Here is a 12,482-nt window from a genome sequence, read left to right on the forward strand (position 1 = left end):
GCCGTGTTCGCCAAGGTGCTCATCGCCAACCGGGGCGAGATCGCGCTGCGCGTCGCCCGCACCTGCCGGGAGCTGGGCATCGCCACGGTCGGCGTCTACTCCACAGCGGACCGGGATCCCCGGGCGCTGCGCCACTTCGACGAGGTCGTCCACATCGGACCGGCCGCGGGCAGGCGCAGCTACCAGCACATCCCGTCGGTGGTCGAGGCCGCGTTGCAGACCGGCGCCGACGCCATCCACCCCGGCTACGGGTTCCTGTCCGAGGACCCGGACTTCGCCGAGGTGTGCGCGGCCAACGGGATCACCTTCATCGGACCGGAGCCGGGGCTGATGGCCGCGCTCGGCGACAAGTCGTCGGCTCGAAAGATCATGAGCGAGGCCGGGCTGCCGCTGCTGCCCGGCAGCGTCGCCCCGATCGGCACGGCCGAGGACGCGGTCACCACGGCGGCCCGGATCGGCTACCCGGTGATCGTGAAGGCGGTCGCGGGCGGCGGCGGCAAGGGCATGGCCATCGTCACCGCGGCCGACGAGCTGGTGGAGACGTTCCTGCGGGCGCGCGCCACGGCCCGCGCGGTGTTCGGCGACGACCGCGTCTACATCGAGCGCTACCTTGCCCGCGCCCGGCACGTGGAGGTGCAGGTGCTCTGCGACGGGCACGGCAACGGCGTGCACCTGGGCACCCGGGACTGCTCGGTGCAGCGCCGCCACCAGAAGCTGGTGGAGGAGGCCCCGGCGCCCGCGCTCACCCCGGCCACCACCGCCGCGATGACCTCCGCCTCGGTCCGCGCCGCGCTCGCCGTCGGCTACACCGGCGTTGGCACCTTCGAGTTCCTCGTCGACGAGGCCGAGGACTTCTCCTTCATGGAGATCAACACCCGGATCCAGGTGGAGCACACCGTCACCGAGGCGGTCACCGGCATCGACCTGGTCCGCTGGCAGCTGCTCGTCGCCGCCGGGCACCCGCTTGGCCTGACCCAGGACGACATCGTCCTCAATGGAGTGTCGGTCGAGTGTCGGGTGAACGGCGAGGACCCGGACCGCGACTTCGCGCCGACCCCGGGCCCGCTGACCTGCTTCGACCTGCCCGGCGGCCCGTTCACCCGGGTCGACACGCACGCCTTCACCGGCTACGTGCTCGGCCCGCACTACGACTCGCTGCTGGCCAAGGTCGTGGTCTGGGCGCCGGAGCGGGACCAGGCGCTGGACCGGATGGACCGCGCGCTCGGCGAGTTCGACATCGCGGGCGGCGGCGTCCGCACCACGATCCCCTTCCTGCGACGGGTGGTGGCCGACCCGGAGTTCCGCAAGGCAGGCCACTCGACCGCCCTGGTCGACCGGTTGCAGGCATGGCAGAAGGAGGCTTGATGACCACGCAGAGGTTCGACACCGCCGAGCTGGGCCGGGAGGTCGAGGACATCCTGGTGCGCAGCGCCGGGCTGGCGCCGAGCGCGTTCGCCGACACCGGGGGCACGCTGCTGGAGCTGGGCCTGGACTCGCTGGCGTCGATGGAGCTGCAGGCGGTCGTGCTCGACCGCTACGGCGTCCACATCCCCGAGGACGCGCTGGAGATGCGCGTGCAGGAGATCGCGGACTTCATCGCGGAGAACGCGGAGAACGCCGTGAACCGGGAGGTGGCGTGACATGGCCGGGCACACCGAGCAGAGCATCCTCATCGACGCGCCGTTCGAGTCGGTCTGGGACATCACCAACGACGTCGCCAAGTGGACGGACCTGTACTCCGAGTACGCCAGGGTGGAGATCCTCGACAGCGCGGCGGGCCCGTACGGGGAGACCGTGGTGTTCCGGCTGACCATGCACCCGGACGAGAACGGTCGCGAGTGGAGCTGGGTCAGCGCCCGCACCGGCCACGTCGACACCCGGCAGGTGCACGCGCACCGGGTGGAGACCGGCCCGTTCGAGTACATGCGCATCTTCTGGACCTACGCCGAGGAGGACGGCGGCACCCGGATGACCTGGATCCAGGACTTCCACATGAAGCCGACCGCGCCCGTGGACGACGCGCAGATGACCGACCGGATCAACCGGAACTCCGTGGTCCAGCTCGACCTCATCAAGAACAAGATCGAGGCAGGCCGGACCGCGCCCGCCCGTTAGCCGCGTCTCTCCCTTTTGGACAGGACCGACACCAGGAGCCCGCAGATGACCACGACGCACAAGACCGTCGCCCGTGCCGACATCGAGCCCAACCGCCGCCGCGGCGCCGAGATCCGCGTCCTGCTCGGACCCGCCACGGTGGGCAGCACCTCCGGGTTCATGGGGGTGGCCACGCTGCTGCCCGGCGAGAGCATCGCCGAGCACTACCACCCCTACAGCGAGGAGTTCGTCTACGTCACCCGGGGCACGCTGACCGTCGACCTGGACGGCGAGCCGGTGGTGCTCGGCGTGGACGAGGCCGTGCTGATCCCGGTCGACACCCGGCACCGGCTGCGCAACAACGGCACCGAGGAGGTCCGCGCGGTCTTCCACCTCGGGCCGCTGGCGCCGCGGCCGGAGCTCGGGCACGTGGACACCGAGACCGCCGAGCAGTCGGCCGCCTTCACCGCGAGCGCTCGATGACCGGCATCCCCCGACCCGGGTTGGGCGAACGCCGCACGGTGGTGACCGGTGTCGGGGTCGTCGCGCCCGGCGGCGTGGGCGCCAAGGCGTTCTGGTCGCTGCTCACCGACGGCCGCACCGCGACCCGCCGGATCAGCATGTTCGACCCGGCGCCGTTCCGCTCCCAGGTCGCCGCCGAGGTCGACTTCGACCCGGTGGAGGCCGGTCTGGGCGCCAGGGACCGGCGCCGGGGCGACCGGTACGTGCAGTTCGCGCTGGCCGCGGCGGCCGAGGCGGTGGCCGACAGCGGGCTGGAGTTCGACGACGAGCGGCTGTCCGAGCGCACCGGCGTGGTGCTGGGCTCGGCGGTGGGCGGGACGACCGCGCTGGAGGACGAGTACGTGGTCCTCTCCGACACCGGCCGCGACTGGCTGGTCGACCCGCACTACGCGAGCCCGTTCCTCTACCAGGCCCTGGTCCCCAGCAGCCTGGCCGCGGACGTGGCCGTGCGGCACGGGGCGACCGGGCCGGTGCAGGTCGTGTCCACCGGCTGCACCTCCGGCATCGACGCCATCGGCTACGCCCACCAGCTCGTCCAGGACGGCGAGGCGGACGTGGTGCTGGCCGGGGCGTCGGAGTCGCCGCTGTCCCCGGTCACCGCCGCGTCCTTCGACGCGATCAAGGCCACCACGCCGGACAACGACGACCCGGCGCACGCCTCCCGCCCGTTCGACCGCGACCGCACCGGGTTCGTGCTCGGCGAGGGCGGGGCCGTGCTGGTGCTGGAGGAGCTGGAGCACGCGCGGCGGCGCGGCGCGTCGATCTACTGCGAGGTCACCGGGTACGCCGCGCGCAGCAACGGGTTCCACATGACCGGCCTGCGCCCGGACGGCGTGGAGATGTCGCTGGCCATCGACGAGGCCATGCGGCAGGGGCGGCACGACCCGGACGACGTGTCCTACATCTGCGCGCACGGTTCCGGGACGCGGCAGAACGACCGGCACGAGACCGCCGCGTTCAAGCGGTCGCTCGGCCCGGCCGCCTACCGGGTGCCGATCAGCTCGATCAAGTCCATGATCGGGCACTCGCTCGGCGCGATCGGCGCGCTGGAGATGGCCGCGTGCGCGCTGGCGATCCGCACCGACACCGTGCCGCCGACGGCGAACTGGGCCAACCGGGACCCGGAGTGCGACCTGGACTACATCCCCAACACCGCGCGCGAGCTGCCGGTGGACGTGGCGTTGTCGGTGGGCAGCGGGTTCGGCGGGTTCCAGTCCGCGATGATCTTCGCCGGGCTCCGGGAGGCGCTGCGGTGACGGCGGTGATCACCGGGGTCGGGGTACTGGCGCCCAGCGGTTCCTCGCTGGCCGGGCACTGGGAGACGGTCACCGGCGGCACCTCCCGGGTCGGGCCGATCAGCCTGTTCGACGCCTCCCGGTACCCGACCAGGCTGGCGGGGGAGGTGCGCGGGTTCGACCCGGCCGGACGGGTGGACGGGCGGCTGCTGGTGCAGACCGACCGGTGGACGTGGCTGGGCTTCGACGCGGCCGAGCAAGCGCTTGCGGACGCCGGTCTCGATCTGTCCACACTGGATCCGTACGACGTGTCGGTGGTGCTGGCCAGCTCGTCCGGCGGCAACCAGTTCGGGCAGAAGGAGCTGCAGCGGCTGTGGAGCCAGCCGTCGCGGACGGTCGGTGCCTACCAGTCGATCGCCTGGTTCTACGCGGCGACCGTGGGGCAGCTGTCCATTCGGCACCAGGCCAAGGGGCCCAGCAACGTGCTGGTCGCGGAGAGCGCGGGCGGGCTGGACAGCCTCGCGCACGCGGTCCGGATCATCCGCCGGGGCACGCCGGTCGTGCTGGCAGGCGGGCTGGAGGCGCCGTTGAGCCCGTACGCGCTGGCCTGCCAGATCCGCAGTGGACGGTTGAGCACTCTTGACGACCCGGAACGGGCGTACGCGCCGTTCGATGTGGACGCCGCCGGGTACGTGCCGGGGGAGGGCGGGGCGGTGTTCGTGGTCGAGGACCGTGAGCACGCCCGCGCTCGCGGGGCCACGATCTATGCCGAGATCGCGGGCCACGCGTCCACACACGACGGTGTGCATTCCGTGGAGGGCGAACCGGTGCCGTCCCGTCAGTACGAGCGGGCGATGCGGGTGGCGCTGGAACGGGCCGAGGTGGAGCCGGGGGAGGTCGACGCGGTCCTGCCGGACGCGGTCGGCGTGCCCGCCGCCGACCGGGCCGAGGCCGAGGCGATCACCGCCGTGTTCGGCGCCTGCGGGGTGTCGGTGACCACGAGCAAGCCCCTGACCGGGCGGCTCTACCAGGGCGGCGCGGCGTTGGACGTGGCCACCGCGCTGGCATCGATGCGTGCCGGTGTGCTGCCCGCGTCCAGCGGGACACGGGTGCGGGCGCCGGGGTGCGAGCTGGACCTGGTGCCCGCCAACCGGACGTCCGATGTGGACACCGTGTTGGTCGGTGCCCGGGGGTTCGACGGCTACAACAGCTCGGTGGTGCTGCGCGCCCACCGGCCGAGGGAGGCAGCGTGACCACCGTCCGAGAGATCCGAGAGGCCGGGGAGTCCAAGGCCAGGGTCGTGTTCCTGGTCCGGGTGCCCCAGGCCAGGACCGACGACTTCCTGGCCGCCTACGAGCAGATCCGCTACGAGGTCGCCGACGGCGTGCCCGGCCACCTGGTCGACCAGGTCTGCCAGGCCCCCGGCGACCCGGAGCAGTGGCTCATCACCAGCGAGTGGGAGTCGCTGGCCGACTTCGAGGCGTGGGAGGCGAGCCCGGACCACCGCGTCCTGGTCCGGCCCCTGCGCGAGTGCATGACCGAGGCGCGGTCGCTGCGCTTCGCCGTCCGCGCCCAGACCACCCGGCGCGGCGCGTCGGACTGAGCGCCCTGTTGGAGGGAACGCGATGAACGGAACGGTTGCCATACTCACCCTCTGGGTGCTCGCCTCCTCGGGCATCCAGCTCGGCACGCTGTGGATCATGAAGACGTCCATCCTGCCGATGCTCAACTCGCTGCCCTACGACCGGTACGTCACCGTCTGCCAGCTCATCGACATGCACGTGTTCCACCCGATCGCGGTGTGGAACGGGGTGATCGCGGCCGGGCTGGGCGTGTGGGCGGCGTTCCTGGTGCCCTCGCCCGCGGTGGCGGTGCTGTTCGTGGTCGGCTCGGTCGGCATGGTCGTGGTCGGGCTGACCTCGGAGGGCTTCAACCGGCCCATCTGGCGGCAGATCGAGAAGTGGAGCCCGCAGCGGGTCGCGGCGGACTGGGGCCGCAAGCGCAGCCGCTGGTACATCGCCCACGAGGTCCGCACCTACGGCGCCATCGCCGCGGTCGGCGCCTACATCGCGGCCTTCGCCGGCCAGATCGCCTGAGGAGGGGTTGGGATGCGGATAGCGGTTCTCGGCGCGACGGGCCGGATCGGCCGGGTCGTGGTGGACCGGGCCCTGGCCGACGGGCACGAGGTGGTGGCACTGGCCCGGCACCCGCGCGGGCTCCGGCACGAGCGGCTGGTCGAACACCCTGTCGATGTGTTCGACCCGGACACGCTGTCGGTGTTGGACGGTGCGGACGCCGTGGTGTTCGCGGTCGGCAAGCCGGGCCGGTCCACCACGGTTGTGCGCAGCACCGGGATGGCCAATGTGGTCGCGGCGGCGGACGCGTACGGGATCAAGCGGGTCGTGGCGGTCTCGCCGAGCGCGGTGGAGATCGGCCGGGGCGCCACCCTGGCGCGCAAGGCAGCGCTGAAGTTCTTCTGGCACAAGCTCAACCGGAACCCACTGCTCGATGTGGAGCGGATGGAGGACGAGCTGCACCACAGCGATCTGGATTGGATTGTCGTCCGCACGACGCGGCTGCGTGATCGTGTCGGTGGCCGTTACCGGGTGGTGCAGGGGACGGTTCGCGGTCCGGAGCGCCCGATGGCCCTGGCGGACCTCGCGGAGTACGTCGTGTCCCATCTGGACGACGGCGAACTGCACCGCGCGGTGGTGACGCTGACGGGCCAGCGGTGAGCCGGGGCCGCAAGGGCCTGGTCACCCTGCACGTCCTGGGCTCGACCGTGAGCGTGGGCATCACCGCGGTGATGCTCGTGCTCACTGTCGCCGCTTTCGCCACCGCGTCTGTCGAGGCCGTGCACATGCTCCGGCTGTGCCTGGTGGCCGTGGCCATCCCGGCGCTCGGCCTCGCCCTGGTCACCGGGGTGACGGTGGCCCTGATGACGCCGTGGGGCCTGCTCCGGCACACCTGGGTGATCAAGAAGCTCGGGCTGCTGCTGGCCACCGGCGCGTTCGCGATGATCCTGCTGCTGCCGTGGGTCGGCGACCTGGTGACCGCCGTGGAGACGCGCGCGGACCCCGGCCTCACCGGCTGGCTGGTGGTCGGCGGGCTGGTCGCGCAGCTGGTGAAGCTGGTCCTGATCACCGCCCTGTCGGTCTACAAGCCGCGCGGCCGAGTCCGCGCTTCCGTGCTCGTGAACGCCTGAGAGGAGCCTCCGATGCCACTCGACCGACGCCGCTTCCTCACCGCGGCCACGGCGGTCTCGCTGAGCGGGGTCGCCGTCCCCCGAGCCCTCGCCGCGGCCGCGGTGCCCGCGGGCCGCCCGGACTGGGGCTGGGTGCGCGACCAGTTCCGCCTGAACTACGACATCGTCCACATGGAGACGTTCCTGCTCTCCTCGCACCCGGCCCCGGTCCGCCGCGCCATCCGGGAGTTCTCCGAGAAACTGGACGCCGACTGCCACTGGGCCGCCGACGTGGTCTTCGACGCGACCCCGGCCGAGGACCCGGTGGGCGACACGAAACGCGCCCTCGCTCGCTATCTGAGTGCTGCGCCGGAGGAACTGGCGTTGGTCCCGAACACGACCACGGGCCTGGCTCTGGTCTACAACGGACTGACCATTCGTCCTGACCAGGAGATCCTGCTCACAACGCACGATCATTACTCGCATGTGGAATCCGCTCGCCGGGCCGGGGAGAAGAAGGGTGTTCCGGTCCGGTTCGTCACGCTGCACGACGACGCCGTGACTGCCCGACCGGAGCAGCTGGTGTCCCGACTCCGCGCCGAGATCGGGCCGCGGACGCGCGCGGTGGGGATCACGTGGGTGCACTCCAGCAGCGGCCTGCGGATGCCGATCGCGGAGGTGGCGGACATGATCGCCACCATCAACGAGGGGCGGTCGGCGGCCGACCGCTGCCTGCTGATCGTCGATGGCGTGCACGGGTTCGGCGCGTTGGACCTGGATTTCGCTCGCAGCGGGGTCGACTTCCTGGCGACCGGCGCCCACAAGTGGCTCCATGGGCCCCGGGGCACGGGGGTCGTCTATGGGCGCGCGGACGCGTGGCCGCATGTGCAGCAGACGGTGCCGACGTTCGAGGTCGAGGACGGGCTGTTGCAGATCTCGTTCAAACACCAGCCCTTGCCGCCGACCAAGGCCCACTTCGTTTCCCTTGGCGGGTTTGTCGCCTATGACCATCTCTTCGCGCTCCCCGCCGCCGTGGAGTTCCACGAGCGGATCGGCAAAGCCGCGATCGAGGCGCGCGTCCTGGAACTCAACGGGGTGTTCCAACGGGAGCTGCCCAAGATCAAGGGGGTGATCCCGCGTAGTCCTCGGTTGACTTCCTTGCAGTCCGGCATCGTGTCGTTCGATCTGGAGGGCAAGACCGCGGACGAGACTGTCGCGCGGCTGCTGGCGGAAGGGATCCGGGCCAGCACGTCGCCCTATGAGGTGCCGTTCGCCCGGGTGTCCGCGGGCATCATGAACACCCCGCGGGAACTGGACCGCACCCTCACCGCGATCCGCAAGGTCGCCGCCTCCTGACGCCCGGCCTCGTGCCCTGCCGGCACGATGGGGGCCATGACCAGGCCACGTCCGACAGGTCCGTGCAGTTCGTCCCGCGACGCTTCCCGGGGAGGTGGTGGCGGGAGCGATGAGACGCGCCGCATCGCCCGTCGCATGCACGAGCTCCTGGAACCGATCTGCCTGGTCACCTTCCTCGCCGACGAGTGCAACGAGGAGCTGGCCGCGCTCGGCCACCCGACCTACTGGGACGGCTACTTCGCCAGCCGCGCCGCCCCGCTGGGCCGGGTGCCCGCCGAGGTCGTGCACGCGGCCTTCTACAACTTCGCCGAGGGCGAGGCCGCCCGCCACATCCCTCGCGCGTGGGAGACCATCCCACCCGAGGCGTCCGTCGCCGCCCGCGAACGCGGCAGTGCCGCCTCCCTACGCCGAATCCTCGGCGACGACCTGGCCGACTCCCCGGGCCTGGCCCGCGCCGCCGACCTGACCACCAAGGCCGCGACGAGCGCCCCCACGGCAGGCCGGATGATGTACGCCGGAATGCGCACCCTCCCGATCCCCACCGACCCGGTCACCCGCCTCTGGCACTCCGCCACCACCCTCCGCGAACACCGCGGCGACGGCCACATCATCGCCCTCGCCTGCGCCCACATCGGCGGCACCGAGTCCCACATACTGTCCGCCCTGGACATGGATATCCACCCCCCGGAGTCCTTCGGCCGCGTCCACCACCTGCCCAAGACCCGACTCGCCACCGTCATGGCCGGTCTCCGCGCCCGCGGCCTCGTCGACCCCGACGGCCACTTCACCACCGCGGGCCGCGAGACCAAGGCCCGCGTCGAAGCCCTCACCGACGAACTCGCCGCTCCACCCTACGACGCCCTCACCCCGACCGAACTCGACGAACTGACCACTCTCCTCGACCCCATCACCACCACCCTGGTGGCCGCCGGGTCCCAGTGACACCCACCGCACAACGAAAAGGGCCAGGGCATCAGCCCTGGCCCTTCGACGACCAGGCAACCGCGCACTCAACCCGGCAAGCAGTCCACGGCGGCCGGGGCTGTCACCTCTGCCCCCGCCGGTATGTCCGTCGTGACCAGTGACTGCGGCCCGATCACCGCGTCATCACCGAGCACCACCGGCCCCAGCACCGTCGCGTTCGGTCCGATCCACACCCGGTTCCCCACGGTCGGGTGACGTGCCGCCCCGGGTGGGCGGTTGTTGTCCCGCCACCATCCGACCGCGCCCAGGGTCACCTGCGGTCCGATGACCACGTCGTCACCGACCCGTGCCGTCTCGCCCACCACCGTGCCCGTCCCGTGTGCGAAGAACACCCTCCGGCCGAGCACCGCGCCAGGATGGATCTCGATGCCGCCGGATGCCAGACGGCCTGCCGCGCTGATTATCCGGGCGAGCAGGCGGAATCGCGGATGCAGATGGTGCGCAATTCGATGGGCCCATATGGCGGGAATCGACGGGTGCAACAGAGCCGCGAAATCACCGCAGCCCGTGTGGCTCGCGATCAAGCGGAGATCCTCGGCGGGACGACCCAGGAAGGGCCGTCCCGCCAGGCCGGACATCAGGATCGCTCCACCTGCAACAGCACGGCCGCGCAGTCCAGATCGCCGTGACCGGCGGACTCGGCGGCAGTCAGGACTTCCAGGCTGGCCGCCGTCGCCGGGAGCGGGACGTCGAGCTCCGCTGCCTGGTCCACGGCGAGCTGTAGGTCCTTGCGCATCAGGGACAGCCGAAAATCGGGGCGGGTGAAGTCGCGTCGGGACATCACGCCGCTCTTGAAGCGCATGACCGGGGAGCTGTAGCCGCTGGCCGCGATCATGTCGATGAGTTGGCCGCGGTCCAGTCCGGCGGCCTCGCCCAGGACCACGGCCTCGGCCAGAACCTGCATCTGGACGCCCATGATGAGGTTGAGGGCGATCTTCGCGGTGGCGCCCTTACCGCTCGGGCCCAGGTGCACGATCTCTTTCGACAGCACTTCCAGCACCGGTCGCACACTGTCCACATCGGACGCTCCGCCGCCGATCATGAACCGCAGCTCGCCCTCCTCCGCGTGCCGCGCGTTGCCGAGCACGCACGCGTCCAACGCCCGACGACCCGCCGCCTCGATACGCGCGGCAGAAGCCTGGGCGGCGGCAGGCGAGACCGTGCTCATGTCCGCGACCACCGCACCCGGATTGGCGGCGGTGAGTGCCCCGGACGTGAACAGCAGTTCCTCGACCACGTCCGCCGTCGCCAGGCTCAGCAACACGACGTCGGCGCCCGCCAGGGCCTCGGTCGGCGACGCGGCCACGGTGGCGCCGTGTGTGCGCAGCGCCTCCGCCTTGACCGTGGTCCGGTTGTAGACCGACACCGGGTAGCCCGCCGCGAGCAGCCGCCGGGCCATGCCCGCGCCCATGGCGCCGAGGCCGAGGAACCCGATCCGGGTGGTCATCGGGCACCGGCGGGCGGGCCGCCCGCGGGCTTGAGGACGCCGATCTCGATCAGGATGCGCGGGAAGTCGTCGCTGATCCACGACTCGACGACCTTGCCGTCCACCACGCGGTGCATGTCGACGCCGGAGACCCGGAAGGTCCTACCGCTCGGCGGCATCTCGCCGAGCTGTCCGGTGTGCGTGCCGGTGGTGCTGAACCGGTGCGCCACGTAGTCGCCGTCGGCGATCATGTGCTCGATCGTGCAGTGGAAGTCGGGGAACGAGCGCCGCCAGAACTCCACCGCCGTCCGGAACGCCCCCGGCCCCGGCGGCAGGTCCAGGTCGCGCGCGTGCACGACGTAGTCCGGGGCGAACACCTCGTCGACGAAGCCGACGTCCCCCTCGTTGAGCCCGCGCTCGGTGATGAAGCGCACGAGCTTCATGTTGTCCTCGGCCGACATCGCACCTCCCGGTACCGGTTTCAGCTGCCGAGCCGATCGTCGCGGCGGCACCGTCACCGCGTCGTGGGCCTGCCGTCCCGCCCGGCCGGGCAACGGGCCCGGTCGACAGAACTGTGAAAGATTTCAGGGAGCACGCGACCGGGCGGCGCACAATCGAGGCATGGACCAGGACAACACCCCCGCCCGTCGGCGCATCCTCGCCTCCACCGACGAGCGCGAGCGGGTGGTCGCGGCCGTCAACCAGGCGGTCGGTGAGGGGCGGCTGACCGTCGCGGAGGCCGACGAACGCACCACCGCCATCTACGCGGTCCGCTACCGCGACGAACTCCTGGCCCACGTCTCCGACCTGCCCGACCAGCTCCTGCGCGGCCTTCCCGGCGCCCCCGACCCGCGCCCGGCCCCGCGCGCGCCGATGCCGTACCGGCGCGGTGTGCCGACCCCGCTGATCGTGCACGCGGCCATCGTGGCCTTCGTCGCGGTCAACATCATCGCCCGCTGGGCGGCCTCGCCGGAGCCGTTCTTCTGGCCCGCGTTCCCGCTGTTCTGGCTGGTCGGCAGCCTCATCGTGCACGCCCGCATCCGCCGCCGCCGCTTCCAGCGCTGACGGGCCGCATTCCTGCCGCCACGGGACGGCGGTCCCACGACGCGGGGATACGGCGCGCTGGACGCTCGGGTCAGCAACCCGCGCCGAGGAGGGCACATGTCCGACCCCCAGCTGTCCGAGATCACCCCGTTCTGCCTGACCCCCACCGAGGGCCGCGCGGTCTGGCACATGGGCGCCCTGATGATCTTCAAGGCCACCAGCGCCGACACCGGCAACCAGTTCTGGCTCGCCGAACAGACCTCGCACCAGGGCTACGCCTCGCCGATCCACCTGCACACCCGCGAGGACGAGACCTTCCACGTCCTGGAAGGCGAACTCAGCATCGAGATCGACGGCGTCATGCACCGGCCGGGTCCTGGTGGGACGGTGTTCGCGCCGCGCGGGCTGGCGCACTCGTACAAAGTGGAGTCCGCCGAGGCGCGGTGGTTGGTGATGGGGACACCCGGGGGGTTCGACGGGTGGTTCTTCGACACGGGGAAGCCGGCGGAGCGGCTGGAGGTGCCCGCGTTCGACCCGGCGGACTTCCCGGACTTCGGCGCGGTGATCGCCTCGGTGGAGGCGTATGGGGGGAAGGTGCTTGGCCCGCCTCGGGCGTGACGTGGTCGAAGGGCCAGGG

17 protein-coding genes are annotated in these 12,482 nt (G+C 71.6%); 14 read left to right on the forward strand and 3 right to left on the reverse strand.

The window, feature by feature from the left end; translation table 11 throughout:
- Window positions 1–3 precede the first annotated feature (3 nt).
- The 12 genes from C503_RS0107375 to C503_RS0107430 all read left to right on the forward strand — a co-directional run bounded on the left by C503_RS0107375 (window position 4) and on the right by C503_RS0107430 (window position 9,333).
- Window positions 4–1,365 (forward strand): acetyl-CoA carboxylase biotin carboxylase subunit, encoded by a 1,362-nt coding sequence (locus C503_RS0107375; protein WP_018681544.1) that lies wholly within the window; start codon window positions 4–6, stop codon window positions 1,363–1,365.
- On the forward strand, window positions 1,365–1,640 hold the full coding sequence (locus tag C503_RS38435) for an acyl carrier protein (RefSeq protein WP_051114767.1): 276 nt from the start codon (window positions 1,365–1,367) through the stop codon (window positions 1,638–1,640). Before C503_RS0107375 ends, C503_RS38435 begins: the two co-directional genes overlap by 1 nt.
- 1 nt (window position 1,641) lies before the next feature.
- On the forward strand, window positions 1,642–2,115 hold the full coding sequence (locus C503_RS0107385) for an SRPBCC family protein (protein WP_026316054.1): 474 nt from the start codon (window positions 1,642–1,644) through the stop codon (window positions 2,113–2,115).
- Between the two features lie 45 nt (window positions 2,116–2,160).
- Complete coding sequence (locus C503_RS0107390) at window positions 2,161–2,577, forward strand: cupin domain-containing protein (RefSeq protein WP_018681545.1); 417 nt, start codon at window positions 2,161–2,163, stop codon at window positions 2,575–2,577.
- Window positions 2,574–3,872 carry a beta-ketoacyl-[acyl-carrier-protein] synthase family protein gene (locus C503_RS0107395; RefSeq protein ID WP_018681546.1) on the forward strand — a complete coding sequence of 433 codons (1,299 nt, stop codon included), beginning with the start codon at window positions 2,574–2,576 and terminating at the stop codon, window positions 3,870–3,872. The genes C503_RS0107390 and C503_RS0107395 overlap by 4 nt, the downstream gene beginning before the upstream one ends.
- A complete protein-coding gene (locus C503_RS0107400; protein WP_018681547.1) occupies window positions 3,869–5,104 on the forward strand; it encodes a beta-ketoacyl synthase N-terminal-like domain-containing protein in 1,236 nt (411 codons plus the stop codon). Before C503_RS0107395 ends, C503_RS0107400 begins: the two co-directional genes overlap by 4 nt.
- Window positions 5,101–5,454, forward strand: coding sequence for an antibiotic biosynthesis monooxygenase family protein (locus C503_RS0107405; protein WP_018681548.1), 354 nt, complete (start codon window positions 5,101–5,103; stop codon window positions 5,452–5,454). Before C503_RS0107400 ends, C503_RS0107405 begins: the two co-directional genes overlap by 4 nt.
- Window positions 5,455–5,476: 22 nt before the next feature.
- Window positions 5,477–5,947: an anthrone oxygenase family protein gene (locus C503_RS0107410; RefSeq protein ID WP_018681549.1), complete on the forward strand. Its 471-nt coding sequence runs from the start codon at window positions 5,477–5,479 to the stop codon at window positions 5,945–5,947.
- A 12-nt stretch (window positions 5,948–5,959) separates the two neighbouring features.
- On the forward strand, window positions 5,960–6,586 hold the full coding sequence (locus C503_RS38440; RefSeq protein WP_018681550.1) for an NAD(P)-dependent oxidoreductase: 627 nt from the start codon (window positions 5,960–5,962) through the stop codon (window positions 6,584–6,586).
- Window positions 6,583–7,056 (forward strand): hypothetical protein, encoded by a 474-nt coding sequence (locus C503_RS43110; protein ID WP_018681551.1) that lies wholly within the window; start codon window positions 6,583–6,585, stop codon window positions 7,054–7,056. The genes C503_RS38440 and C503_RS43110 overlap by 4 nt, the downstream gene beginning before the upstream one ends.
- Before the next feature lie 12 nt (window positions 7,057–7,068).
- A complete protein-coding gene (locus C503_RS0107425) occupies window positions 7,069–8,391 on the forward strand; it encodes an aminotransferase class V-fold PLP-dependent enzyme (RefSeq protein ID WP_018681552.1) in 1,323 nt (440 codons plus the stop codon).
- A gap of 135 nt (window positions 8,392–8,526) precedes the next feature.
- On the forward strand, window positions 8,527–9,333 hold the full coding sequence (locus C503_RS0107430) for an SCO6745 family protein (protein ID WP_018681553.1): 807 nt from the start codon (window positions 8,527–8,529) through the stop codon (window positions 9,331–9,333).
- 68 nt (window positions 9,334–9,401) lie between these two features.
- Here C503_RS0107430 and C503_RS38450 read toward each other — a convergent pair whose 3' ends face one another.
- The 3 genes from C503_RS38450 to C503_RS0107445 are packed head-to-tail and all read right to left on the reverse strand — an operon-like array spanning window position 9,402 to window position 11,262.
- On the reverse strand, window positions 9,402–9,953 hold the full coding sequence (locus tag C503_RS38450) for a serine O-acetyltransferase (protein ID WP_018681554.1): 552 nt from the start codon (window positions 9,951–9,953) through the stop codon (window positions 9,402–9,404).
- Window positions 9,953–10,822, reverse strand: a complete 870-nt coding sequence (locus C503_RS0107440) for an NAD(P)-dependent oxidoreductase (RefSeq protein WP_018681555.1) — start codon at window positions 10,820–10,822, stop codon at window positions 9,953–9,955. Before C503_RS0107440 ends, C503_RS38450 begins: the two co-directional genes overlap by 1 nt.
- On the reverse strand, window positions 10,819–11,262 hold the full coding sequence (locus tag C503_RS0107445; RefSeq protein WP_018681556.1) for an ester cyclase: 444 nt from the start codon (window positions 11,260–11,262) through the stop codon (window positions 10,819–10,821). Before C503_RS0107445 ends, C503_RS0107440 begins: the two co-directional genes overlap by 4 nt.
- Before the next feature lie 160 nt (window positions 11,263–11,422).
- Between C503_RS0107445 and C503_RS0107450 the strand changes: the two genes are divergently transcribed.
- Window positions 11,423–11,866 (forward strand): DUF1707 SHOCT-like domain-containing protein, encoded by a 444-nt coding sequence (locus tag C503_RS0107450; protein WP_018681557.1) that lies wholly within the window; start codon window positions 11,423–11,425, stop codon window positions 11,864–11,866.
- 96 nt (window positions 11,867–11,962) lie between these two features.
- Window positions 11,963–12,463, forward strand: a complete 501-nt coding sequence (locus C503_RS0107455; protein WP_018681558.1) for a cupin domain-containing protein — start codon at window positions 11,963–11,965, stop codon at window positions 12,461–12,463.
- Window positions 12,464–12,482: the final 19 nt, after the last annotated feature.

This window comes from Actinokineospora enzanensis DSM 44649 (assembly GCF_000374445.1).
In the GTDB taxonomy this organism is placed as follows: Bacteria; Actinomycetota; Actinomycetes; order Mycobacteriales; family Pseudonocardiaceae; genus Actinokineospora; species Actinokineospora enzanensis.